The organism is Streptomyces sp. NPDC090083, assembly GCF_044747445.1.
In the GTDB taxonomy this organism is placed as follows: Bacteria; Actinomycetota; Actinomycetes; order Streptomycetales; family Streptomycetaceae; genus Streptomyces.
Genome location: NZ_JBIVED010000002.1, coordinates 22,315 through 46,284, shown reverse-complemented (window position 1 = coordinate 46,284; position 23,970 = coordinate 22,315). Strand labels below are relative to the sequence as shown.

Genomic DNA, 23,970 nt, shown 5'->3' with positions numbered 1-23,970 from the left:
GGCTTCGCGGTACGGTGGTGTCGTGAGTGATGGCGTCGTAGATCTCGTGGTGGTCGAGCAGTTCCTCAACACGCTCGACGAAAGAGCCTTCACCTGGCACGGGGAGCGGCACACCGGCAGCGACGGACTGACCTCCGTCGAGGACCTGTCGGCCTGGCTCGAGGCGCACGGCCTGGCCGGCGCGGGGCGGGAGCCGCGCGCCTCCGACCTGGCCGCCGCCCGCGCACTCCGGGCCGGACTGCGGGACGCGCTCGGCGGCGACGACCGCGCCGGGACCGCCGAGGCCCTCGCCCCATTCCCCCTGACCCTGGCCCCGGACGCGGACGGCGGCGGGCTGCGGCTCGTCGCCCACAGCGGTACGCCGGGGCTCGACGCCCTCGTCGAGGCGGTCGCGGCGAGCGTCGCCGGCGGCGGCTGGAGCCGCCTCAAGCTGTGCGCCTCGGCGGACTGCCGCTGGGCGTTCTACGACACCTCGCGCAACGGCGGCGGACGCTGGTGCTCGATGGAGGTCTGCGGGAACCGGAACAAGACCCGCGCCTACCGCCGCCGTCACGCGGACTGAACGACACCCCGGCCCCCGGGCCCTCAGCCCCCGCACACCTCCCTGCCAGCCCCAGCACAGCCGTCCGTCCCACCGTGTTCGGATGGCGGAGGTGCGGAAGATCCTGCTGGCCGATGACGACGCGGACGTACGGGAAGGGCTCGGGCGGTTGCTCCGGTTCGAGGGGTACGAGACCGTTCTCGCGGGGGACGGGCGTACCGCCCTTGAACTGCTCGGGCCGTCCGACGCCGGCGCCGCGCCCGATCTCGTGCTGATGGACGTGACCATGCCCGAGCTGGACGGTCTCGCCGCCACCCGGCGGATCCGGGCGTCCGGGTCCACCGTGCCGATCCTGATGCTCACCGGGCGGGACGCGGTCGGGGACCGGATCGTCGCACTGGACAACGGTGCCGACGACTACCTCAGCAAGCCGTTCGCCGTCGAGGAACTGCTCGCCCGGATCAGGGCGTTGCTGCGACGCGGTGCCCAACCCGCCGCCGGGGCGGAGGTGTTGCCCGAGCCGGAGCGCCTGGTCTTCCAGGATCTCGTCATGGACCTGCGTACGCGTGACGTCACCCGGGACGGCCGGCCGCTGGATCTCACGCGGACCGAGTTCACGCTGCTGGAGTACCTGCTGCACCATCCGGGGACCGCGCTCACCCGGTCCCGTATCCACCGGCATGTGTGGGGCTTCGACTTCGAGCCCGCGTCCAACACCCTTGACGTGTATGTGATGTACCTGCGGCGGAAACTGGAGAGCCGCGGCGGACCGCGGCTCATCCACACCGTGCGGGGACTCGGGTACACCCTTCGGGCGACTCCCCACAGATGACCGACAGGGCTGGTTGGGGCGCTACTTGAGCGGCAGTCTCAGGATCATCGTGTCGTCCGCGCGGTGCCGTCCCGTGCCCGTGCCCGTGAGCGCCGTCTCGGGCAACGGGCCCGCGAGTCGGGCGTACGCGCCGCGCCGTGCCACCAGCTCCGCGTGCGTGCCGGACTCGACCAGGTGTCCGCCCTCGACCACCAGGATGCGGTCCGCGTCCGGGGCGAGGCTCAGGTCATGGGTGATCATGATGGTCGTACGGCCGGACATCAGGCGGCGCAGCGGCTGGATCACCTGGCGGGCGGCCACCGAGTCGAGGCCGGCCGTCGGTTCGTCCAGGACCAGGACCGGGGCCTCGCGGAGCATCGCCCGTGCGATCGCGATGCGTTGGAGCTGTCCGCCGGACAACGCCGCCGTGCCGGGGGCGAGTCGGGTGTCGTAGCCGTCGGGGAGCGCGGTGATGAAGTCGTGGGCCGCCGCCGCGTGCGCGGCCCGTTCGATGTCCTCGTCCGTCGCGCCGGGGCGTCCGCACTCGATGTTCTCGCGGACCGTGCCGTTGAGGATGAGGGTCTGCTGGGGGAGCAACGCGACGTTCTCCCGCAGGAATTCGAGCGGTACGTCGCGGAGAGGGACGCCGTCCAGGCAGATCACGCCGGCCGAGGGGTCGTAGAAGCGGGTGAGGAGTTTGGACAGGGTGGACTTGCCCGCGCCGCTCTCGCCCGTGATGATCACCAGCTCGCCGGGGTCTGCGCGGAAGGTGACGTCGGCGACCGAGTTCCGGGGCGCGCCGGGGTAGGCGAAGGTCACGCCGTGGAAGCTGACCCAGCCGTGGACGGGCCAGGCGGGGACGGGCTCGCGGGGGTCGCCGACGGAGGGGGTGGCGTCCAGGATCTCGTTGATGCGGGCGGCGCCGGCCGTGGCGGCGGTGAGGGTGAGGCCGAGCTGGCCGAGGTTGCGGACCGGTGGGTAGAGGTAGCCGATGAAGGCGGCGAAGGCGAGGAGTGCGCCCAGGGTCATGCGGCCCGCGGAGATCTCCCAGACGCCGAGGCCGATCACCGCGAGGACGCAGAGCGTCTCGACGACCTCCACGAACTGCTCGTACATCTCGCTGAGTCGGGCGCCTCGGACGGACGCGCGCATCCATGCGCGGGCCTCCACGTCGAGGCGTTCCTCCTCGTCGCGGCGGCGGTTGTAGGCCTGGGTGAGGACGACGTTGCCGAGGGACTCCTCGACGACCGAGGTGATCGCGCCGTCCGCGACCCGTTCGTCCTGCGAGGCCTGCTTGATACGGCCGGAGAAGCGGCGGGCGGCGAGGAGGAAGAGCGGGGCCAGGACGAAGGTCGCGAGGGCCAGGTCCCAGCGGAGGTAGAGGGCGGCGCAGGCGTAGAACACGGCGGAGAAGGCCGCCGAGACGGTCCCTACGACTCCGGACACGACCATCTGCTCGATGGCCTCGACGTCCCCGGTGAGGCGTTCGACCAGGTCGCCCTGGCGGTGCTTCTGGAAGAAGTGGGGCGGGAGGTCCTGGACGTGGCGGAAGACGTTCGCGCGCAGGCGCAGGACGAATCTCTCCGCGGTCCAGGTGGCGAGGGAGTTGCCGAAGTAGCCGACGAGCGCGCCCAGGGCGGCGACGCCGAGCCAGGCGGCGGCCGGGCCCCAGAAGTCGGACAGCGAACCGGCCTTGAGGGCGTTGTCGGTGAGGTCCGCGAACAGCAGGATCGCGGCGGTCTCCGAGAGCGCCGACACCACGACACACGCGATGATCACCGCGAGCCACTTGCGGTCACCGCGGGTCAGCGGCCAGAAGCGGCGGAAGGCCTCACGGGCTTCCCTCATGGTCGGCAACTCCCTTCAGAACATGGGTCGGACATGGCCGAGGCGGGGCCACCGGGCGAGTCGGCTCGCCGACCGGTGACCCCGCCTCACGGGGTGACTGCTCAGCCCTGGCGGGCGACGGGACGCTTGGCCGCCGGCTTCTGCGGCGCCTTGCCCTTGGGCGCGTCCTTGGGGGCGCCCTTCGGCTTCGGCCCGATCGGCTTGCGGTGCTTGACGGGGGCGATCTTGTGGAAGCTCATGACGGGGTCCCTCCCTGGGGGTTCGGCGCTGAGGCCGGATACGGAGTGGTGCTGCGGGTCTTCTGCGGCTCGGCGGACGGCCTACTTGTGGCCCACCGGACGCCGCTTCGGCGCCTGCGCCGGCTTCTTGGGCGCGGGCTTCTTCGGCGCCGGAGCCGGCTTGCGGGTCTTCTTCACCGGGGCGATCTTGTGGAAGCTCATGTCTGTTTCCCTCTCTGCTGCGGTTCTGCAACAGTCCCTCTACCGATCTGCTGCAATGGCCTTTGATTTAGCTCTGAATTACGTCTGTAAATTATTTGTCAGCCCTTATGGGCGACCGGGCGACGCTTCGGCGCGGGCTTCTTCGCGACCGGCTTCTTGGGCGCCGGAGCGGGCTTGCGGGCCTGCTTGACGGGGTGGATCTTGTGGAAGCTCATCGCGTTCTCCTCTGCTCTGTCGTTTGCGCTGTTCGCTTTCGACATGGAAAACATTACTGGACTCCCGGCGCGGAAAAAGCCTTTTCCGCTGAGACCTTCCTGAGCAGTTCCTGTGGAAGACTCTTATGGAATTCGCGGAACTGAACCGGCCCTTACACAGAATTTAGGACGGGAAAACAGCAGGGGCCCGGTGCCGATCACCCGGCACCGGGCCCCTGAACGGGGAAGAGCTGCTGACGGCTACTGCACGATCGTGATCCGGTTCGCCGCCGGAGGCGCCAGCGGAGCCGCGGCCGACGAGTTCGCCGTCAGATAGTCCGCGAGCGCGGTCAGGTCGTCCGTACCGACCAGGTCACCGGTGCCCTGCCCCAGCGTCGTGAAGCCGTCGCCGCCGCCCGCGAGGAAGCTGTTCGTCGCGACGCGGTACGTGGCCGCCGGGTCGATCGCCGCGCCGTCGAGGCGGATGGAGTCGGTGACCACCCGGTCCGCGCCCGTCTTCGTCAGGTCCAGCGTGTACGTCAGCCCGGACGACACCTGAAGCACCTTCGGCGCCGCCGCGTTCGCCCCGCTCACCTGCTCCTTGAGCGCCTGCACCACCTGCGCGCCGGTGAAGTCCTGGAGGTTCACCGTGTTGGCGAAGGGCTGCACGGTGAACCCCTCGGCGTAGGTCACCACGCCGTCGCCCTCGGCGCCACTGGCCTTGTACGTCAGTCCCGCGCGCACCCCGCCCGGGTTCATCAGCGCGAGGTCGGTCTCCGGGGCCAGCTTCTTGCCGTAGGCGAGCTGGGCGTCGGCGATGAGGTCGCCCATCGGGGATTCGGTGCCGGTGTTGTTGACGTCGCCGGAGATGTAGCCGATCGGGCGGTTGCCGATGGGCGCCGCGAGGGTGTTCCACTTGCCGATCAGGCTGGTCAGGTCGGCGGCCTTGGGCACGTCACGGGTGACCACGTGGTTCGCGGACTTCACCGCCGTACGCGCGATGTCGCCCGTCCTGCGGTCGTAGGTGAGCGTGGTGTCCGTGTAGAGGCGGCCGAAGCTGGACGCCGAAGTGACCATACGGGGCTTGCCGCTCGGGTCGTTGATCGTGCAGACGTACGCGTTGTGGGTGTGGCCGGTGACGAGGGCGTCGACGGCCGGGGTGACGTTCTTCGCGATGTCGACGATCGGGCCGGAGATGCCGGAGCCGCCGCCGGACGCGTCGCAGTCGTAGTTGTAGGACGCGGAGGCCGGGAAGCCGCCCTCGTGGATCAGCGCGACGATCGACTGGACGCCCTGCTTCTGCAGCTCCTTGGCGTACTTGTTGATCGTCTCGACCTCGTCCTTGAACTGGAGGCCCTTGACGCCGTCCGCCGAGACGATGCCCGGGGTGCCCTCCAGGGTGACGCCGATGAAGCCGACCTTGACGTCCTTCTTCTTCCAGACCCAGTACGGCTTGAGGATCGGCTTTTTGGTCTTCTCGTCGAGGACGTTGGCCGCGAGGTAGGGGAAGTCGGCGCCCTTGAACTTCTTGTCCGTGTAGCAGCCGTCGGTGGGGTGGCAGCCGCCGTTCTGCAGCCGGGCCAGTTCCTTGGCGCCCTCGTCGAACTCGTGGTTGCCGACCGAAGTGACGTCCAGGTCCAGCTTGTTGAGCGCCTCGATGGTGGGCTCGTCGTGGAACAGGCCCGAGATCAGCGGGGACGCGCCGACCATGTCACCGCCGGCCGCGGTGATCGAGTACGGGTTGCCCTCGCGGGCGTCGCGCAGATGCGTGGCGAGGTACTCGACACCGCCCGCGTCGATCGTCTTCGTCGTGCCGTCCGGCTGGAGTTCGGTGACCCGGCCGGAGGAACCGGTCGGGGGCTCCAGGTTGCCGTGCAGGTCGTTGAAGGACAGCAGCTGTACGTCCTGGTAGCGGCCGGGCTTCGGGTGGTGGCCGTGCCCGTGGCCGCCCGGATTGCCGTGGGCGTCGGCGGGCAGCGCGGAGGCCAGCGCTGCCGCCGTGGCGAGGCTCACGGTGGTCGCGAGGAGTGCGGCGATACGGCGTCTGCGCGGGCGGTGCGGCTGGATCGTGGCTGGCATGAGCCCCCCTGTGTGTCGGCTGAGAAGTCACCACTTTCCGGCGCAGCCTAGGGTCAACGCGCGTAGCACGGCAGGGGGTTCTTGGTTACATCCTGGTTTCTTCTTTGCCGCCACTTTGCTGCGGGATCCGCTTACCCTGATGCCCATGACCAGCGACGACACCGCACGGCCCGCGCCCTCCGCCCGCTCCATCGAGACCTGCTCCGCGCTCTCCCCGGACCAGGGCGCGGCCGTCCTCGCACTGATCGCCGAGGCCGCCCGTGTCGACGGGCAGCAGGCGGTGTCCGAGCAGGGGCGGCTGCGGATCCGCGGAGGTGAGCGGGCCGGGGTCTCCCATCTGCTGCTGACCCTGGGCGACGAACTCGTGGGCTACGCGCAGCTGGAGGACACGGATCCGGTGGAGGCGCCGGCCGCGGAACTCGTCGTGCATCCCTCGTACCGGGGGCACGGGCACGGTCGGGCGCTGGGCTCCGCGCTGCTCACGGCGTCCGGGAAGCGGCTGCGGGTGTGGGCGCACGGGGGACACTCCGCGGCGCGTCATCTCGCGCAGGTCCTGGGGCTCACGATGTTCCGTGAACTCCGGCAGCTGCGGCGGCCGTTGACCGGGCTCGAACTGCCCGAGCCGGTGCTCGCCGAGGGCGTGAGCGTACGGACCTTCGTCCCCGGGCAGGACGACGCGGCCTGGCTCGCCGTCAACGCGGCGGCCTTCGCCCACCACCCCGAGCAGGGGTCCCTCACCCAGCGGGACCTGGACGACCGCACGTCTGAGGCGTGGTTCGATCCCGAGGGGTTCTTCCTCGCCGAACGGGACGGCGAACTGGTCGGCTTCCACTGGACCAAGGTCCACGCGGAGGAGGGACTCGGTGAGGTGTACGTGGTCGGGGTGGCGCCCGGGGTGCAGGGCGGTGGGCTCGGCAAGGCGCTGACGACGATCGGGCTGCGTCACCTGGCCCTGCGAGGGCTTCCCACGGCGATGTTGTACGTCGACGCGGACAACAAGGCGGCGGTGACCGTGTACGAGCGGCTGGGGTTCACGACGTACGAGACGGACCTGATGTACCGCTCGGAGTCCTGAGCCGCGGCGGTGTCTCCCCGGGCCCCCGCGTGCGGGCCCGGCCGGAGAGTGGACGGGGTGGTGTGCGTCGCCCCGTCCGTCCTCCCCCTCGAACGCGAGGCGGTTCCCTCACGCCCCCGGCAGACCCGAACGTGGTGTCCTGCGGGTCGGGATCAGGCGTCGGCGGCGGACCGGTTCCGGACCGCAGGCGGCCCATGTCAGGGCGGCGACCACGAGGACGACCACCCAACGGTCGTGTCCCGGGGCCCAGTTCTTCATGTCCGGAGTGGCGAACAGACCCCAGCCGGTGGGCAGGAACAGAGCCGCTCCCATGGAGGCAGCCAGCAGGGCGACGGCGACACGCTGGCCCGGTTCGGGCTCGTCGGTGAGGCGGACCGCCGCCGCCGACGCGGCGAGGGCGACGACCGCGGCGGCGGCGGCCTCCAGCGTGATGTCACCGACCGGGGGCCGCACCTTCGCCGGGATCAGCAGCACGGCCGCCGTCCACCACAGCACGGCGAGCGGCACGGCCAGCGCGGTCCGCAGGGCGCCGCGCACCATGCGCCGGGTCGGTACCGCGACGGTGACCTGCCGGGCCGGGTCGTCCAGCAGGAACGTCAGCCCCAGCGCGAAGGCGAGCGCGGCACCGCGCAGCAGCAGCAACGCCACCCACGGGTTCGGGTCCGACGACGTGACGCGCGGCAGCGCGGCCAGCACCAGCCCGGCGACGGCCCCGGCCCCGAGCGCCCGCCACGGCAGCCCACGGACGACGGGCCGCACCAGCTGCGCCAGCAGCGCCAACTGCCCTGTCGTGCCTGCCATGGCCGGCCCGCCCGGCGCACCCGGCCCACCCGTCACACCCGGCGAACCGCCTGGATCCCGGCCCAACGTCCCTTCCCTCAGTCGCACTTGTCCGCCTCCGCCGGCGCCTTGACTCCCAGCAGGTCCGCCACCCGGGCCGTCGTCACCTTCGGGGCCGTCAGTTCGGCCCAGTGGGCCTTCACCTTCGGGGCGACCGACGTGCTGCCCGCTGTGAACAACTCCCTGACGACCGCGGTCTGTCCGGCCGTCATGGACATCGGGTCGGTCGGGGAGAGGACCAGGGCCGAGCCGGTGACGCTGTCGTCGAGGCGGACCCTGCTCAACTCGGCGACGGGGTCCGACTGCCAGCTCAGGGCGAGCCACATGATGGTGACCATGCGGCCGTCGCACATCTGCTCGGCGGCCTTCTCGCTGCGCAGGACCAGGACGGAGGAGACCGCCGCGGCGAACTCCGGCACCCGCGGGCCGCCCCATCCCGTGCCGACCGTGACCTGGTACGGGACCGGGGACGGCTGGATCGCGCTGTCGCCGTCCACGCCGTAGCGGGCGTCGACGCGCTGGCGTACCAGCAGGTGTTCCCGGGCCGCGGTGCCGCCGGTGAGGGACTGGACGTGGTCCGTCACGTTCGCCCAGGTCGTCGCGCGGGGCATCCACTCCGGGTACGCGCAGTACGTCGCACGGCCGTGCCGTTCGCAGGACTGAACCTTCTCCGGGGTGACGCTGGCCACCTCGCGGGCGGTGACCGTCGCCGTCGGCACCTTGCCCGCCTGGCCCACCGCACCCCAGGTGCCGGCGCCGACCGCCACCACCAGCAGCGCCGCCACCGTCTTCGTACGGCCGCCATTGACCAGGACCGCCGCGAGGGCCGCGGTCAGCGCCAGGCCCAGCAGGTACAGCGCGTGCCAGGCCGCCGGGCGGCCCAGCAGGTCGGACGGGAGGGACACGCTGCTCGAACCGCCGACCACCGGGACCAGCCAGCGCGTCGCGCTGCCGTCGTCGCCGGTCGACGCCGTACCGAGGAACACGGTGGAGAAGAAGGCCAGCACCAGAAGCATCGGTGCCGCGAACGGTGAGCGCACCACGCGCGCCAGCAGCACACCGACCGCGCCGGCCAGCAGGACCGTGAGCGGGCCGACGAGAAGCTCGCCGACCGAGCCGTGCCCGACGGAACCGGGTTCGAGCACCGCCCAGGTGAACTGCGCCGCCACGAGCAGCGCGGTGAGCGCGGCGACCGGTACGACGGACAGCGCGTGGGCGACCGTACGGCGCCAGGGTTCGAGGACCAGGACGCCGAAGTGCCGGTCGGTGTCCTGGCGCAGGGAGCGCAGGACGGCCTGGTTCGCGCAGAGCAGGACGGCCAGGGCGGGCAGCAGCGGCCCGGTCTGGGTCGCGCGGTCGACGTCCTGGAGCGCCGGGAAGCCGTTGCCGTTGCTCGGCATGCGCCACACGATCCAGCCGACGTAGAGCGCGAACATGGCCAGCACCGGTCCGCGCAGCAGGAGTTTGCGTGCCTCGAAGCGGGCCAGCTGCAACACCGCCGCCCATGAGTGCCGTTGGCCCTCGGCGCGGGCGGAGAGAGGTGTGCTGACCAGTACCGCGCTCATGCCGCCACCTCCGCGACCATACCGTCGAGGGTGATCAAGTAGCCGTCCTCCAGGGTGGGTTCGACGAGGTCGGCGCGGGCGGGCGGGTCGCCGACGTTGCGGTAGACGCCGAGGCCGGTGCGCCAGCCCGCCATCGCGCCGGGGTCGCGTTCCGCGCTGCTCCACACGCGGCCCGCGGCCCGTGCGGTGAGTTCGGCCGGGGTGCCGTCGAAGCGGATGACACCGGCGGCCATGACGACGACGCGGTTGCAGAGCATCGCCACGTCCTCGGTCTGGTGGGTGGAGAGCAGGACCGTCCGGCCCTCGCCCGCCCTGGCGATCAACTCCCGGAAGCGCATGCGCTGTTCGGGGTCGAGTCCGACCGTCGGTTCGTCCAGGACCAGGAAGCCCGGGTCGCCGACGAGCGCCGCCGCGAGCGCGACCCGCTGCCGCATGCCGCCCGACAGCTTCTTGATGCGCTTGGCGCGCACGTCCGACAGGTCGACCTCGTCGAGCACGCGCCGCACCTCCTGGTGGCGTCCGGCGCGGTCGGTCAGCTCCTTGAGGATCGCGACGTAGTCGACGAACTCGAAGGCGGTGAAGTCCGGGTGGAAGCCGGGTGTCTGCGGGAGGTAGCCGAGCACGCGCCGCACCTCCTGGCGTCCGGCGGTCGTGCCCGGGTCGTGGCCGAGGACGGTGAAGCTGCCCGAGTCGGCGGGTGCGGCGGTGGCCAGCACCCTCAACAGGGTGGTCTTTCCGGCCCCGTTGGGGCCGAGCAGGCCGGTGACGCCTTCACCGAGGCGCAGCGACACGCCGTCGAGGGCCTGCGTCGAGCCGTAGCGCAGGCTGAGCCCGGCCGCGGAGACGGTGGTGGTCATGTACGGCACTCCAGTCAGAGGTTCGGAGGTGGTGGGTTCATGCGGGCAGGCCGAAGTGCCCTGTCGCGCATGGTGGGTTGAGGGCGGGGGCGCCGGTCGGGCCGGTGGAGCGGGGCCGGGGTCAGGCCAGTCCCGGGAACGCCCCCGGCCGGGTGTCGAAGCGGTCCCGCAGGAGGTAGAGGAGTCCGACGGCGAGCGCGGCCACCAGCGCGGCCACCCCCTGGCCCGCCGGGGTGAAGGGTGCGAGCGTGCCGCCGTGGATCTCGTAGGCGGCGAACAGGGACAGGGTCCAGCCGCCGCCGACCAGGGACGGTGCGAGGACCGGGCCGAGGCGGGGGACGAGGGCGAGGCCGGTGGCGGTGAGGGCGAGCGCGGGCAGCAGCCAGCCCAGGGCGCGCAGGCCGTACCCGGGCAGGGCCAGGGTCGCCAGGCCGTTGAGGCCGAGGCAGGCGACGAGGACGGCGACCGTGCGGATCATGAGGAGCCGGAAGCCGTGCAGCGGAGCGACGACGGCCATCTCGTAGGTGGGGTCGAACCTCGGGCCGTAGGAGAGGGCCACTCCGCCGAGCGGCAGCAGGGGGGCGAGGATCAGGAAGAGGGTGGGCGAGGCCGAGGCCTGCTGGGCGTTGGTGACGAGCACGGTGGTCACGAGCAGCGCGACGACCGCGGCGAGCCACGACCTGCGCAGCACCGGTGTCGCCGACAGCAGCCGTGCCGTGTGGTCGGCCACGCCGAACCTGACCAGCAGGGATTCGAGCAACCCCGGCCTGGGTGCGTCGAGTTCGGCGTCCAGACGGTCCCAGCCCGCGTCGAGCGCCACCGGGTCGGTGACCGACGCCAGCAGGGCCCGGCAGTCCGCGCACCGGGCGAGGTGGGTGTCGGCGGACCAGAGCATGGGCGGTGCCAACTCGCCCCGCGCATAGGCGCGTACGTCGTCTTCGGCCACATGCCAGGTCATGCCAGCTCCTCCCGCAGTTGCTTACGGGCCCGCATGGCCCGCGTCTTGACCGTGCCGGCCGGGATGCCCAGCAGCACGGAGGCCTCCCGGGTGGTCAGCCCGTCGATCACGGTGGCCTGGAGGACCGCCCGCAGCTCCGGTGAGAGCCGGACCAGGGCCCCGGCGAGGTCCCCGTGCTCAACCCCCGCGAGCACGCGTTCCTCCGCCGAGGCCTCGTCCCGGTGCCGCAGCCGCGTCAGGGCCTGCCGCAGCCGGCCGCGTGCCCCGTCGCCGCGCAGCACGTCGATCAGCCGGCGCGACCCGATCCGCCACAGCCACCCGGCCGCGTCCTCCGAGGACCCGTCCTCCCGGTAGCGGGCACTCCCCCGCCACACCGCGAGAAACGTCTCCTGTACGACGTCGTCGACCATCCCGGCGTCGGCGCACCGGCTGCGCAGCCTGGCGGTCAGCCAGGGCGCGTACCGCCGGTACAGCTCCTCGAACGCGCGCCGGTCGCCGTCCGCCGCGATGGCCCGCAGCAGCTCCCCGTCGCTTTTCGTATCGCTCACGTCTCCTCATCGGACGAGCCCCGCCGATCGGTTCACGGACGGGCTCATGAATCTCATGTCCCGCCTTGACTTTCTCAGGGGCACTCCACCACCCTTTCACTACTCAATTAGTGAAAGGGTGGTGGAACCCCAGTGGTCGAGTACCGCATCGACCGGCACAGCGGCGTGGCCACCTACGTACAGATCGTCCAGCAGACCAAGCAGGCCCTGCGCCTGGGCATGCTGGAGCCCGGCGACAAGCTGCCCACGGCCCGCGAGGTCGTCGAGGCCACCGCCATCAACCCGAACACCGTCCTCAAGGCCTACCGCGAGCTGGAGCGCGAAGGCCTGGTCGAAGCGCGCCGGGGTCTGGGCACCTTCGTCCGCCGCGGTCTGAGCACCACGCCCGCCGACTCGCCCCTGCGCACCGAACTCGACGACTGGGCCGACCGCGCCCGGGCCGCCGGGCTGGGGCGCGACGACGTCGCCGCGCTCTTCACCGCCGTACTCGACAAGCACTTCCAAGGAGAACCCTCATGACAGGCACCGCCGCGATAGAGGCCGCCGCGCTCGGCAAGCGGTTCGGCCGGCGGGGCGGGTGGGCGCTGCGGGACTGCGCCTTCCGGCTGCCCGCGGGGCGGGTCTGCGCGCTCGTCGGCCCGAACGGCGCCGGCAAGTCCACGCTCCTCGCCCTGACCGCCGGACTGCTGGCCCCCACCGAGGGTTCGCTGGCCGTCCTCGGCGAACACCCCGGCGCCGTCCGCGAACGGGTCGCCTACGTCGCACAGGACAAGCCCCTCTACACCCAGCTCACGGTCGCCGAGACGCTCCGCATGGGCGCCGACCTCAACACCGACCGCTGGGACGCCTCCGTCGCCGAACGCGTCGTCGCCGACGGGGATCTGGACCCGAAGTCCGGGATCCGCTCGCTCTCCGGCGGCCAGCGCACCCGGGTCGCCCTCGCCCTCGCGCTGGCCAAGCGGCCCGAACTGCTGCTCCTGGACGAGCCGATGGCCGACCTGGACCCGCTGGCCCGGCACGAGTTGATGGGCCTCCTCATGGCGCGGGCCGCCGAGTCCGGCACCACCATCGTGATGTCCTCGCACGTGGTCGCCGAACTGGAGAACTCCTGCGACCACCTGCTCCTGATCGGCGACGGACAGGTCCGCCTCGCCGGGGACATCGACGACCTGCGGGCCGCCCACACCCTGGTCTCCGGTCCCGCCGACGCCGTCGACCTCGGCGCGCACACGGTCGTCGAGTCCCGCACCACCGGCCGTCAGCTCACCGCGCTGATCTGCCCGGCTGCGCCACTGGCCGCCGCCTGGCAGGCCGGCCCGCCCTCGCTGGAGGAACTCGTCCTCGCCTACCTGCGCAACCCCGCGGCCCCCGCCGCCGTCAAGACCGAGGAGACCGCCGCGTGACCGCGCTCGCCACCCCCGCGCCCCCGGCCGCGGCCGGCCGCCCCGCGCGCCCGCACCTGCTCCGCTGGCTGCTCCGGCTGCACCGCCCCGCCCTGCTGGTCTGGCTCGGCTTCGTGGTCGTCCTCGGCGCCCTGCTGCTGTGGCTCGGCGGCCCGCTGACCGACGCGTCGGCCGCCGGATGGAAGGCGTACGACGCCTGCTCGTCGTCCGCCCCCTGCGTCTACGACATGAAGGCGATCGGCCGCTACAAGGACTGGTACACCTACACGACCCTCGCCGTCCTCGCCGTCCCGTTCCTGGTCGCCGCCTGGTCGGGGGCCGCCCTGGTCAGCCGTGAACTGGAGCGGGGCACCGCGCAGTTGGCGTGGACCCAGTCGGTCTCCCCGGCCCGCTGGCTCGCCGTCAAGCTCGCCGCTCCCGCCGTCGTGATCACCGCGGGCTCCGGCCTCCTGGCCGGCCTGCACCACTGGGCCTGGGCGGCGGGCCAGGGCCGCATCGACACCGCCAAGACCTGGTACGACGTCGGCACCTACGCCGCGAACGGCCCGGCCACCACCGCCCTCGCCCTGGTGGGCCTGGCCTGCGGCGCCCTCGTCGGCCTGCTCAGGCGCGAGTCCCTCGTCTCGCTCATCGGCGCGCTGTGCGCCACCGCGCTCACCTGGGGCGCGCTGGCCGTCGCGACGCCGTACCTCTGGCCCACGGTCACGAGGATCAGCGGCCTCGACCACAGCCGCCCGGCGGGCTCCGGCATCGTCGTCAGCCAGGGCCTGGTCACCTCGACCGGCGCGCACATCGCGGACCCGCAGTGCGGTCCCGTCAGCGACCCGCGGTGCCGGGCCGTCTACCAACAGCTCGACGCCGTCGGCTACTTCAACGACTACCACCCCGCATCCCACTACTGGCCACTCCAGTTGACCGCGACCGCGATCCTCCTCGCCCTCGCCGGACTCGCCCTCGCCGCCGCGTACGCGCTGCTCGGCCGTCGGACGACCCTCAAGGGAGCCGCCGCATGACCGCACTCGCCGCGAACCCGGCGGTCCGCCCGCGACCGGCCCGCGCCTGGCGTGCCGTGCTGCGGCTGCAGCGGGGCGCCCTGATCGTGTGGGGCGTGTTCGTCGCCGTCGTCTCCGGACTGCTGCTGTGGGCCTACGGCCCCGGCGGGAGCGCCGCGCGGGCCGACCGGCGGCGCACGTGCACCGCGCACGGCTGCGACTGGAGCGGCGCGGTCAGCCTCTACCACGCGGCCCGCGCCGTCGCCGAGTCCGCGATCGGCTGGGCCCCCTACCTCGCCGCGATCTTCGCCGGCGCCCTCCTCGCCCGCGAACTGGAGCGCGGCACCGCCCGCCTCGCCTGGACCCAGAGCGTCTCCCCCACCCGCTGGCTGGCCACCACCCTCGCCGTACCGGCCGCGCTGGTCACCGCGGGCGCCACCCTGCTGGTCCTGCTGCACCGGCTGCTGTCCGGCGCCCACCCCGTACCGGACAGCCGGCACTGGTGGACCGACGAGACCTTCACCGCCAACGGCACCCTCGCGATCGTCCACCCGCTGCTCGGTCTCGCCGTGGGCACCCTCGCGGGCCTGCTCACGCGCCGCGCGCCGTCCGCGGTCGGCCTCTCGATCGCCGTCCTGGGCCTCACCCGCACCGCCCTCACCCACGCCCGCCCGCACCTGTGGCCCTGGGTGACCCGCACCAGCCCCCTGCACACCGGCTACGACACCCCGCGCGACGTCCTCGTCGGCGACCGGGGCGCCCTCACCTCCGGCGGCGGCCATGTCTCCGACGCGTGCTTCGAGCAGACCAGGTGCCTCACCTCGTCCGACATCACCGGGTACTACGTCCAGTACCACCCCGCCTCGCACTTCTGGCCCCTCCAGCTCGTGGAGACCGGCATCGCGCTGGCCCTCACCGCCCTGGCCCTCGGCGCCGCCTTCACCCTGCTCCGCCGCCGCACGGCCTGACCGGATCCCCCCTCACCGCGGCTCCCAGGCATCCGTTACGTTCGTTTCCGTGCCGTAGACGTCCGGGAGCCGCTCCCCGATATCCCGCACGCCATGTCGCCGTAACCAATGGTTCAGACAGGCTTGCGAGGCTCGGCGAATGAAGCCCGTCGTGCCAGAGCCTTCGCCACCTCCCGAGGTGAACGGGAGGAACGGGGACGCTCCCACCGCGCTCACGCTCCCCCCGGCTCTCTCCGACGCGCCCGTATCGCCGGTGGCGCGGAACAATGGGCACATGAGCAGCCAGCCCAACGCCCAGGCACAGGTCCAGCACGCGCAGCCCTCCGTGGGCTCCATAGCCGCGCACCGCCCGCACACGGTGTCGGCGGCGGTCTCCGATCTGGAACCCGACATCGACGCCGACCTCGACGAGTACGAGGAGTCGCCGTACGACGGGCCCCAGCTGCCGCAGGGCCGCTTCCTCGACCGGGAACGCAGCTGGCTTGCGTTCAACGAACGGGTCCTGGAACTCGCCGAGGACCCGAACACCCCGCTGCTCGAACGGGCGAACTTCCTCGCCATCTTCGCCAGCAACCTCGACGAGTTCTTCATGGTCCGGGTGGCGGGCCTCAAGCGCCGTATCGCCACCGGCGTCGCCACCCGCTCCGCGTCCGGGCTGCAGCCGCGCGAGGTGCTGGAGATGATCTGGGCCCGCTCACGCGAGCTGATGGCCCGGCATGCCGCCTGCTACCACGAGGACATCGCCCCCGCGCTGGCCGAGGAAGGCATCCACCTGGTCCGCTGGAACGAGCTGACCGAGAAGGAGCAGGCCCGCCTCTTCACGCTCTTCCGGCACCAGATCTTCCCCGTGCTGACCCCGCTGGCCGTCGACCCCGCGCACCCCTTCCCGTACATCTCGGGTCTCTCGCTGAACCTCGCGGTCGTCGTCCGCAACCCGGTCACCGGACACCGCCACTTCGCGCGCGTCAAGGTGCCGCCGCTGCTCTCCCGCTTCCTGGAGGCCTCGCCGGGCCGGTACGTCCCGCTGGAGGACGTCATCGCCGCCCATCTGGAAGAACTCTTCCCGGGCATGGAGATCCTGGAGCACCACGCGTTCCGGCTCACCCGCAACGAGGACCTAGAGGTCGAGGAGGACGACGCCGAGAACCTCCTCCAGGCCCTGGAGAAGGAACTCATGCGGCGCCGCTTCGGGCCGCCGGTGCGACTGGAGGTCGAGGAGTCCATCGACCGCGAGGTGCTCGACCTGCTGGTGCGCGAGCTGAAGATCAGCGAGGCCGAGGTGTACCCGCTGCCTGGTCCGCTCGACCTCACCGGCCTGTTCCGCATCGGCGGCCTGGACCGGCCCGAGCTGAAGTACCCCAAGTTCATCGCGGGCACCCACCGCGACCTCGCCGAGGTCGAGTCGGCCTCCGCGCCCGACATCTTCGCCGCCCTGCGCAACCGCGACGTGCTGCTGCACCACCCGTACGACTCGTTCTCCACCTCCGTCCAGCGGTTCCTGGAGCAGGCGGCCAACGACGACGACGTCCTCGCGATCAAGCAGACCCTGTACCGCACCTCCGGCGACTCCCCGATCGTCGACGCGCTCATAGAGGCGGCCGAGGCCGGCAAGCAGGTCCTCGTCCTGGTCGAGATCAAGGCCCGCTTCGACGAGCACGCCAACATCAAGTGGGCGCGCAAGCTGGAGGAGGCGGGCTGCCACGTCGTCTACGGCCTGGTCGGTCTCAAGACCCACTGCAAGCTGTCGCTCGTGGTCCGCCAGGAAGGCGACACCCTCCGCCGCTACAGCCACGTCGGCACCGGCAACTACCACCCGAAGACGGCCCGCCTCTACGAGGACCTCGGCCTGCTGACCGCGGACCCGCAGGTCGGCGCCGACCTCTCGGACCTCTTCAACCGGCTGTCCGGCTACTCGCGCCGCGAGACCTACCGCCGCCTGCTGGTCGCCCCCAAGTCCCTGCGCGACGGCCTGATCGCCCGGATCAACAAGGAGGTCCAGCACCACCGTGCCGGACGCCCCGCGTTCATCCGCATCAAGGTCAACTCGATGGTCGACGAGGCGATCATCGACGCGCTCTACCGCGCGTCCCAGGCGGGCGTCCAGGTCGACGTGTGGGTGCGGGGCATCTGCGCCGTACGGCCCGGCGTCCCCGGCCTGTCCGAGAACATCCGCGTACGGTCCATCCTCGGCCGCTTCCTCGAACACTCCCGCGTCTTCGGCTTCGGCAACGGAGGCGAACCCGAGGTGTGGATCGGCAGCGCCGACATGATGCACCGCAACCTCGACCGTCGGATCGAGGCCCTCGTCAGGGTCACCGACCCGGCCCACCGCGCAGCGCTCAACCGGATGCTGGAAACCGGCATGTCGGACACCACCTCGTCCTGGCACCTGGGCCCGGACGGCGAGTGGACCCGGCACGCGACCGACGCGGAAGGCCAACCCCTGCGCAACGTCCAGGAGATGCTCATAGACGCCCGGAGGCGCCGGCGTGGCACAGCAACACCTTGACCCGACGGACCCGGCCACGGCCAGGCCCTCCCCACCCGACCCCGGCCGGGCGGGCGGGGCCGCCACAGGTGACGCCCTCGCGGGCTACCTGAGGGCCCAGGCCACGGAATTCCTCCGTGCCCTGCGGCTGCACCGGGAGACCGGCAGCGGGCAGAACGGCACGGAGGAGTCCGTCGACGCGGCGCGCGCCCTGCGCCGCTCGGCCCGCCGTATCAGCGGCAGCCTGCACACCTTCCGGCCTCTCCTCGACACCGACTGGTCCGAGGAGATGCGCCCCGAACTGGCCTGGCTCTCGGGCACGCTGGCCCTGGAACACGCCTGCGCGGCCCGGCTGGAGCGGCTGCTGCTCGCCCTGCACCGGCTCTCCGGCTCGGCGGCCTTCCCCACCCAGTCGGCGGCCTCCGCGGTGGGCGGCCGGATCACCGGCGCGGGCCGGGGCATCCCCGCCCCCGCGACTGCCCGAGCCCCCGGCACCGGACCCGCCACCCCCACGGTCACCGTCGAACGCGGCAACCTCACCGTGGGCGCGGCCAAGGCGGGCGCCCTGCTGGAGCGGCAGCTCACCCTGGCCAGGACCCGGGCCCACTCCACCGCGCTCCAGGCCCTCGGCTCGTCCCGCTTCCACGCGGTCGCCGACAAGGTCGCCGTACTGGCCAGCGAGGTCCCGCTGACCCCGGCCGCGGCCAGCACCGACCTGCGTCCGCTGGCCGCCGCCGCCGGGGAGCGCCTCACCGACGCGGTCACCGCGCTGCCGCTGGTCACCGCCGGGCACCCGTACAACGCGGAGGCCCTCGTCCACGGCCTCTCCCCCGACCCGGCCCCGCACCCCCAGGACGGCCCCTGGCACCAGGTCCGGCTGCTGCTGCGGCTGCACCGCTACGCCGGTGAGGTGCTGCACGGGGACGACGCGCCGACGGACGTACGCCTGCTGGCGGCCGGCCAGGCCCTCAATCTGCACCGGGACGCCTCGGAGGCCGCCGCTGCCGCCGCGTCGGCGGCCCGCACCCCGCGGATCGCCCCGGCGACCGCGTACGCGCTCGGTGTGCTCCACGCCGACCAGCGCCACGAGGTGGAGGCGGCCCGCTTCGCCTTCCAGCAGTCGTGGCAGAAACAGGCGGTGGGCACCCCCTGACACCGGGGACCCGTCGATTCCGGGGACCTGCTGGATCCGGGGAATCCCTGACTCCGACGGGCACCCGGGACGCCCTGCACCAACCCGCGCGGAGGAGACGGTGAACGACCAGTGACTTCCACGAACGACACCACCGTCCAGGCGGCCGGCTGCGTCCTGTGGCGCCGCCCGGCCGCCGGGGATCTCGAACTGGCGCTGGTCCACCGGCCCAAGTGGGCCGACTGGTCGTGGCCCAAGGGCAAGCTCAAGCGCGGGGAGACGTTCGAGGAGGCGGCCCGCCGCGAGGTGCTGGAGGAGACCGGCTACACCTGCCGGCTGGGGACGCGGCTCCCCTCGGCCCGGTACCTCGACCACCACGGGCGGCCCAAGGAGGTCCGCTACTGGGCGGCGGAGGCGACCGGCGGGTTCTTCGCACCGAACGACGAGGTCAACGCCCTGCGCTGGCTGAGTCCCGACGAGGCCCACGAACGGCTCTCCTACGAACGGGACCGGGACCTGATCTCGCTCGCCCTCATCGCCATCGGCACGGACCAGGACGGTCCGCGGCGGTGAGGAGCGCACGCGATTCCCCCGGCGGACCGCCCGCGAGCGCCTCACCCGGCCGGGGGAACGCGCCCTCGTGGACGCGCCCCGGACCGCTCGCCACCTGGCATAGTCCGGAATCAGCCCGTGTCCTCGACGTGAGCGTTCCGTGACCTAACCGCACCGCCCACAGGGGTTCACCCTCCGTTCACTTATGCCCATAGGCGCCTTCACCTGTTCTGCCTAATTTCGGCCTTACGCGATGCGAGCTGCGACCTGGGGGTCGCCACCCGCGTCACCCCGTCTTCGCACGCCGCCGTAATTCAGGACGGCGGCTCTCGGAAGGAACTCTTTCAAGTGAAGCTTCAGCGCATGAACCGGCGGGCCCTCACCCTCGGTGCTCTCGCCGTCTCCGGCGCCCTGGCCCTCACGGCGTGCGGCTCGGACGACAACGGCGGCTCGTCGAGCAGCAGCAGCTCCTCCTCGTCGGCCAACGCCAGCTCCGCCAACTGCGGCACCGCGAAGAAGGGCCAGCAGCTCCTCGCCGACGGCTCGTCCGCGCAGAAGAACGCGATCGACGCGTGGGTCAAGGCGTTCAGCCAGGCCTGTGGCGTCCAGATCAACTACAAGGGCGGCGGCTCCGGCGCCGGTGTCACCTCCTTCAACCAGGGTCAGCTGGCCTTCGCCGGCTCCGACTCGGCGCTGAAGCCCGAAGAGGTCACCGCCTCGAAGCAGGTCTGCTCCGGCGGCCAGGGCATCGACCTCCCGATGGTCGGCGGCCCGATCGCGCTCGGCTACAACGTCCCGGGTGTCGACAACCTGGTCCTGGACGCCCCGACGCTCGCCAAGATCTTCGACAGCAAGATCACCAAGTGGAACGACGCGGCGATCAAGAAGCTGAACCCGTCCGCCACGCTGCCCGACCTCAAGATCCAGGCGTTCCACCGCTCGGACGAGTCCGGCACCACGGACAACTTCACCAAGTACCTGATCGCCACCACCCCGGACAACTGGAAGTACTCCGGCGGCAAGGCGTGGCAGGCCAAGGGCGGCCAGTCCGCCGCCGGCTCCGCGGGCGTGGCCCAGCAGGTCAAGGCGACCTCGGGTGCCATCGGCTACTTCGAGCTCTCCTACGTCGGTGACGGCGTCAAGGCCGTCAGCATCAACACCGGCGCCTCCGCCCCGGTCGCCCCGAGCACCGACAGCGCGACCAAGGACATCGCCGACGCCAAGGTCGTCGGCACCGGCTCCGACCTGTCGCTCAAGCTGAACTACAACACCAAGGCCGAGGGGGCGTACCCGATCACCCTGGTGACCTACGAGATCGTCTGCGACAAGGGCAACAAGGCCGACACGCTGCCCGCGACGAAGGCGTTCCTCACCTACATCGCCAGCGAGGAGGGCCAGAAGGTCCTCTCCACGATCGACTACGCGCCGATCCCCGACGCGATCATCACCAAGGTTCGCAGCACCATCGCGAGCATCAGCTAGTCCGAGTGTGCGGCCGGGCCCCGGACCAGGGGCCCGGCCGCACCGTCCGGTGCACCGCCGCCACGGACCGCACACCGCACGTGTGGACCCGCAGACCGGAGAACCCTGATGGATATATCCACGAAGAACCCCGAAGAAGCACCACCCCCCGTCCCCGCACCCTCGCCCGCGAAGCAGAAGCGCGCGGCCCGCGGCGCCACCCGACCCGGCGACCGGATCTTCCTCGGTCTCTCCCGCGGATCGGGCATCTTCCTGTTGGTGATCATGGCCGCCATCGCGGTCTTCCTCACCTACCGCGCCTCCCTCGCGATCAGCAGGGACCACGCGAACTTCCTCACCACCTTCGAGTGGAACACCAACCTCGTGCCGCCGAAGTTCGGCATCGCCGTCCTGGCGTTCGGCACCGTGGTGTCCTCGATCATCGCCATGGTCATCGCGGTCCCGGTCGCGGTCGCCATCGCCCTCTTCACCACCCACTACGCCCCGCGCAGGCTCCGCGGCCCGGTCTCCTACGTGATCGACCTGCTGGCCGCCGTACCGTCCATCGTGTACGGCCTGTGGGGCGCCCTGATCCTCGTCCCGCACATGGTCGGGCTCTTCGGGTGGCTCAACGACTACTTCGGCTGGACCGGGATCTTCTCCTGGGACGAAGGCGCCCCGCGCTCGATGCTCACCGTCGGCATCCTGCTGGCGATCATGATCCTGCCGATCATCACCAACGTGAGCCGCGAGGTCTTCCGCCAGGCCCCGCAGATGATCGAAGAGGCCGCCCTCGCGCTCGGCGCCACCCGCTGGGAGGTCATCCGCATGGCGGTGCTCCCCTTCGGCCGCTCCGGTGTGATCTCCGCCTCGATGCTCGGCCTCGGCCGCGCCCTCGGCGAGACGATGGCCGTCGCCACCGTGCTCTCCCCCGACTTCCTCATCCACGCCAGCCTGCTCAACCCGGGCGGCGGAACCTTCGCCCAGAACATCGCCAGCAAGTTCAGCGAGGCGACGGCGGACGGCCGGGACGCGCTCATCGCCTCCGGTCTCGTCCTGTTCGTCATCACCCTGCTGGTCAACGGCGCGGCCCGGCTCATCATCGCCCGCCGCGCGGAGTACTCGGGGGCCAACGCATGAGCAACGCAGCCGTAGCCGAGAAGCCCGTGAGCACCCTGCGGGGCGCCTCCCTGCCGAAGTGGTCGCCGTACGCGATCGCCGGCGGCTCCATCGTCCTGGCCGTCCTCGTCGGCCTGGTCGCCGGCCTCGACAGCAAGGTCCAGTGGGGCCTGATCGCAGCCGTCCTCTTCGTCCTCGGCACCTACGTCATCGCCGCGCGCGTCGAGGGCAGCCGCCAGGCCAAGGACCGCATCGCGACCAGCCTCGTCTGGGTCGCCTTCCTCCTCGCCGTCGTCCCGCTCGTCTCCCTCCTGTGGACGACGATCTCGCGCGGCGTGAAGGTCCTCGACATCTACTTCCTCACCCACTCGATGGGCGTGGTCGCCGACAGCGAGCCCGGCGGCGGCATCTACCACGCCATCATCGGCAGCCTGGAGCAGGTCGGCCTCGCCACCCTGATCGGCGCCCCCATCGGGGTGCTCACCGCGATCTACCTGGTCGAGTACGGACAGGGCAAGCTCTCCAAGGCGGTCACGTTCTTCGTCGACGTCATGACGGGCATCCCGTCGATCGTCGCGGGTCTGTTCATCCTGTCCCTGATGCTCATGTGGGACATGCAGCCCTTCGGCTTCGCGGGTTCCTGCGCCCTGGCCATCCTGATGATGCCGGTCGTGGTCCGCTCCACCGAGGAAATGCTCAAGCTTGTACCGAACGAGCTGCGCGAGGCATCGCTCGCCCTCGGCATCCCGAAGTGGCGCACGATCCTCAAGGTCGTCCTTCCGACCGCGATCGGCGGCATCACCACCGGCATCATGCTGTCGGTGGCGCGTATCGCCGGTGAGACCGCGCCCGTCCTGCTGCTGGTGTTCGGCAACCCGTTCATCAACAACGACCCGTTCCACGGGGCACAGGCGTCGCTGCCGCTGTACATCTACCAGCAGTTCGCGCAGAGCGCGGGCTCCGGTGCGGCCTACGACCGTGCCTGGGCCGCGTCCCTCACCCTGATCGCCTTCGTGATGATCCTCAACCTGGTGGCCCGCGGCATCGCCCGCTGGAAGGCCCCCAAGACCGCTCGCTGACGTAACACCACGCGGCTACCGCCGCACGGGGCCCCTCCAGCGACACACAGACTTTTGGAAGTGAAGCAGTCATGGCGAAGCGAATCGACGTAAGTGGGCTGACGGCCTACTACGGCTCCCACAAGGCGATCGACGACATCTCGATGACGGTCGAGCCCCGCACGGTGACGGCCTTCATCGGCCCCTCCGGCTGCGGCAAGTCGACCTTCCTGCGCACCCTCAACCGCATGCACGAGGTCACCCCCGGCGGCCGGGTCGAGGGCAAGGTCCTCCTGGACGACGAGGACCTCTACGGCCACGCGATCGACCCGGTGTCCGTGCGGCGCGAGATCGGCATGGTCTTCCAGCGCCCGAACCCGTTCCCCACGATGTCGATCTTCGACAACGTGGCGGCGGGCCTGCGCCTGAACGGCAGCTACAAGAAGAGCGAGCTGTCGGACGTGGTCGAGAAGTCCCTCAAGGGCGCGAACCTCTGGAACGAGGTCAAGGACCGCCTGAACAAGCCCGGTTCGGGTCTGTCGGGTGGCCAGCAGCAGCGGCTGTGCATCGCGCGGGCGATCGCGGTGGAGCCGAAGGTCCTGTTGATGGACGAGCCGTGCTCGGCCCTGGACCCGATCTCCACCCTCGCGATCGAGGACCTGATCGGCGAGCTGAAGGAACGCTTCACGATCGTCATCGTGACGCACAACATGCAGCAGGCGGCACGCGTCTCGGACCGTACGGCCTTCTTCAACCTCGCGGCGGTCGGCCAGCCCGGCAAGCTCATCGAGATCGACGACACGGAGCGGATCTTCTCCAACCCGTCGGTCCAGGCCACGGAGGACTACATCTCGGGCCGCTTCGGCTGAACCGAGCCCGTTCCTCTCCTGAAACCCCTCGCGGTGCTGCATGGCGGTGCCACCGCGAGGACGAAAAGGGCCCGCCCCTGGCTCCCGGGGGCGGGCCCGTTCGGTTACGGGGGTTCCCACCCGGCGCTTCTACGGCAGCGTCTTGGCCGACAGCAAACGGGTGGGTGGGTGG

The 23,970-nt window shown here is 71.5% G+C and carries 22 protein-coding genes; 14 read left to right on the top strand and 8 right to left on the bottom strand.

Annotated features, from left to right (window positions below; genetic code table 11):
- Positions 1 to 22: 22 nt before the first annotated feature.
- The gene (locus tag ACIPTO_RS05945) at positions 23 to 562 is read left to right on the top strand and encodes a CGNR zinc finger domain-containing protein (protein ID WP_401189765.1); all 540 of its coding nucleotides are present in this window, start codon (positions 23 to 25) and stop codon (positions 560 to 562) included.
- A gap of 82 nt (positions 563 to 644) precedes the next feature.
- A complete protein-coding gene (locus tag ACIPTO_RS05940; RefSeq protein ID WP_401189763.1) occupies positions 645 to 1,373 on the top strand; it encodes a response regulator transcription factor in 729 nt (242 codons plus the stop codon).
- Positions 1,374 to 1,394: 21 nt separating this feature from the next.
- Here the strand turns inward: ACIPTO_RS05940 and ACIPTO_RS05935 are convergent, their stop codons facing one another.
- The 3 genes from ACIPTO_RS05935 to ACIPTO_RS05925 all read right to left on the bottom strand — a co-directional run bounded on the left by ACIPTO_RS05935 (position 1,395) and on the right by ACIPTO_RS05925 (position 5,913).
- Positions 1,395 to 3,200 carry an ABC transporter ATP-binding protein gene (locus tag ACIPTO_RS05935; RefSeq protein WP_401189761.1) on the bottom strand — a complete coding sequence of 602 codons (1,806 nt, stop codon included), beginning with the start codon at positions 3,198 to 3,200 and terminating at the stop codon, positions 1,395 to 1,397.
- A gap of 101 nt (positions 3,201 to 3,301) precedes the next feature.
- On the bottom strand, positions 3,302 to 3,439 hold the full coding sequence (locus ACIPTO_RS05930; protein WP_366323767.1) for a hypothetical protein: 138 nt from the start codon (positions 3,437 to 3,439) through the stop codon (positions 3,302 to 3,304).
- A 656-nt stretch (positions 3,440 to 4,095) separates the two neighbouring features.
- On the bottom strand, positions 4,096 to 5,913 hold the full coding sequence (locus tag ACIPTO_RS05925; protein WP_401189759.1) for a bifunctional metallophosphatase/5'-nucleotidase: 1,818 nt from the start codon (positions 5,911 to 5,913) through the stop codon (positions 4,096 to 4,098).
- Between the two features lie 145 nt (positions 5,914 to 6,058).
- On the opposite strand from ACIPTO_RS05925, the gene mshD reads away from it, so the two are divergent.
- Positions 6,059 to 6,988 (top strand): mycothiol synthase, encoded by a 930-nt coding sequence (gene mshD / locus ACIPTO_RS05920; RefSeq protein ID WP_366323763.1) that lies wholly within the window; start codon positions 6,059 to 6,061, stop codon positions 6,986 to 6,988.
- Between the two features lie 108 nt (positions 6,989 to 7,096).
- On the opposite strand, the gene ACIPTO_RS05915 is transcribed toward mshD, so the two are convergent.
- The 5 genes from ACIPTO_RS05915 to ACIPTO_RS05895 all read right to left on the bottom strand — a co-directional run bounded on the left by ACIPTO_RS05915 (position 7,097) and on the right by ACIPTO_RS05895 (position 11,756).
- Positions 7,097 to 7,789: an ABC transporter gene (locus ACIPTO_RS05915; protein ID WP_401189757.1), complete on the bottom strand. Its 693-nt coding sequence runs from the start codon at positions 7,787 to 7,789 to the stop codon at positions 7,097 to 7,099.
- A gap of 77 nt (positions 7,790 to 7,866) precedes the next feature.
- Positions 7,867 to 9,393 carry an ABC transporter permease gene (locus tag ACIPTO_RS05910; protein ID WP_401189755.1) on the bottom strand — a complete coding sequence of 509 codons (1,527 nt, stop codon included), beginning with the start codon at positions 9,391 to 9,393 and terminating at the stop codon, positions 7,867 to 7,869.
- Complete coding sequence (locus ACIPTO_RS05905; protein ID WP_401189753.1) at positions 9,390 to 10,250, bottom strand: ABC transporter ATP-binding protein; 861 nt, start codon at positions 10,248 to 10,250, stop codon at positions 9,390 to 9,392. Before ACIPTO_RS05905 ends, ACIPTO_RS05910 begins: the two co-directional genes overlap by 4 nt.
- 121 nt (positions 10,251 to 10,371) lie before the next feature.
- On the bottom strand, positions 10,372 to 11,208 hold the full coding sequence (locus tag ACIPTO_RS05900) for a zf-HC2 domain-containing protein (RefSeq protein WP_401189751.1): 837 nt from the start codon (positions 11,206 to 11,208) through the stop codon (positions 10,372 to 10,374).
- Positions 11,205 to 11,756: an RNA polymerase sigma factor gene (locus tag ACIPTO_RS05895; RefSeq protein WP_366323753.1), complete on the bottom strand. Its 552-nt coding sequence runs from the start codon at positions 11,754 to 11,756 to the stop codon at positions 11,205 to 11,207. The genes ACIPTO_RS05900 and ACIPTO_RS05895 overlap by 4 nt, the downstream gene beginning before the upstream one ends.
- Before the next feature lie 132 nt (positions 11,757 to 11,888).
- On the opposite strand from ACIPTO_RS05895, the gene ACIPTO_RS05890 reads away from it, so the two are divergent.
- From ACIPTO_RS05890 to pstB, 11 genes are all read left to right on the top strand, one after another.
- Positions 11,889 to 12,275 carry a GntR family transcriptional regulator gene (locus tag ACIPTO_RS05890; protein WP_266770841.1) on the top strand — a complete coding sequence of 129 codons (387 nt, stop codon included), beginning with the start codon at positions 11,889 to 11,891 and terminating at the stop codon, positions 12,273 to 12,275.
- A complete protein-coding gene (locus tag ACIPTO_RS05885; protein ID WP_401189749.1) occupies positions 12,272 to 13,159 on the top strand; it encodes an ABC transporter ATP-binding protein in 888 nt (295 codons plus the stop codon). The genes ACIPTO_RS05890 and ACIPTO_RS05885 overlap by 4 nt, the downstream gene beginning before the upstream one ends.
- On the top strand, positions 13,156 to 14,172 hold the full coding sequence (locus tag ACIPTO_RS05880) for an ABC transporter permease (RefSeq protein ID WP_401189747.1): 1,017 nt from the start codon (positions 13,156 to 13,158) through the stop codon (positions 14,170 to 14,172). The genes ACIPTO_RS05885 and ACIPTO_RS05880 overlap by 4 nt, the downstream gene beginning before the upstream one ends.
- The gene (locus ACIPTO_RS05875) at positions 14,169 to 15,119 is read left to right on the top strand and encodes a hypothetical protein (protein ID WP_401189746.1); all 951 of its coding nucleotides are present in this window, start codon (positions 14,169 to 14,171) and stop codon (positions 15,117 to 15,119) included. The genes ACIPTO_RS05880 and ACIPTO_RS05875 overlap by 4 nt, the downstream gene beginning before the upstream one ends.
- A gap of 139 nt (positions 15,120 to 15,258) precedes the next feature.
- The gene (locus ACIPTO_RS05870; protein WP_366323744.1) at positions 15,259 to 17,628 is read left to right on the top strand and encodes an RNA degradosome polyphosphate kinase; all 2,370 of its coding nucleotides are present in this window, start codon (positions 15,259 to 15,261) and stop codon (positions 17,626 to 17,628) included.
- On the top strand, positions 17,609 to 18,760 hold the full coding sequence (locus tag ACIPTO_RS05865; protein ID WP_401189744.1) for a CHAD domain-containing protein: 1,152 nt from the start codon (positions 17,609 to 17,611) through the stop codon (positions 18,758 to 18,760). The genes ACIPTO_RS05870 and ACIPTO_RS05865 overlap by 20 nt, the downstream gene beginning before the upstream one ends.
- A 111-nt stretch (positions 18,761 to 18,871) precedes the next feature.
- On the top strand, positions 18,872 to 19,312 hold the full coding sequence (locus tag ACIPTO_RS05860; RefSeq protein ID WP_366323740.1) for an NUDIX hydrolase: 441 nt from the start codon (positions 18,872 to 18,874) through the stop codon (positions 19,310 to 19,312).
- 327 nt (positions 19,313 to 19,639) lie between these two features.
- Complete coding sequence (gene pstS, locus ACIPTO_RS05855; protein WP_366323738.1) at positions 19,640 to 20,773, top strand: phosphate ABC transporter substrate-binding protein PstS; 1,134 nt, start codon at positions 19,640 to 19,642, stop codon at positions 20,771 to 20,773.
- Between the two features lie 108 nt (positions 20,774 to 20,881).
- On the top strand, positions 20,882 to 21,892 hold the full coding sequence (pstC, locus tag ACIPTO_RS05850) for a phosphate ABC transporter permease subunit PstC (RefSeq protein ID WP_366323736.1): 1,011 nt from the start codon (positions 20,882 to 20,884) through the stop codon (positions 21,890 to 21,892).
- Positions 21,889 to 22,950, top strand: a complete 1,062-nt coding sequence (pstA, locus tag ACIPTO_RS05845; protein WP_366323734.1) for a phosphate ABC transporter permease PstA — start codon at positions 21,889 to 21,891, stop codon at positions 22,948 to 22,950. The genes pstC and pstA overlap by 4 nt, the downstream gene beginning before the upstream one ends.
- Before the next feature lie 71 nt (positions 22,951 to 23,021).
- On the top strand, positions 23,022 to 23,798 hold the full coding sequence (pstB, locus tag ACIPTO_RS05840) for a phosphate ABC transporter ATP-binding protein PstB (RefSeq protein ID WP_328830174.1): 777 nt from the start codon (positions 23,022 to 23,024) through the stop codon (positions 23,796 to 23,798).
- The last annotated feature ends 172 nt before the right edge of the window (positions 23,799 to 23,970 follow it).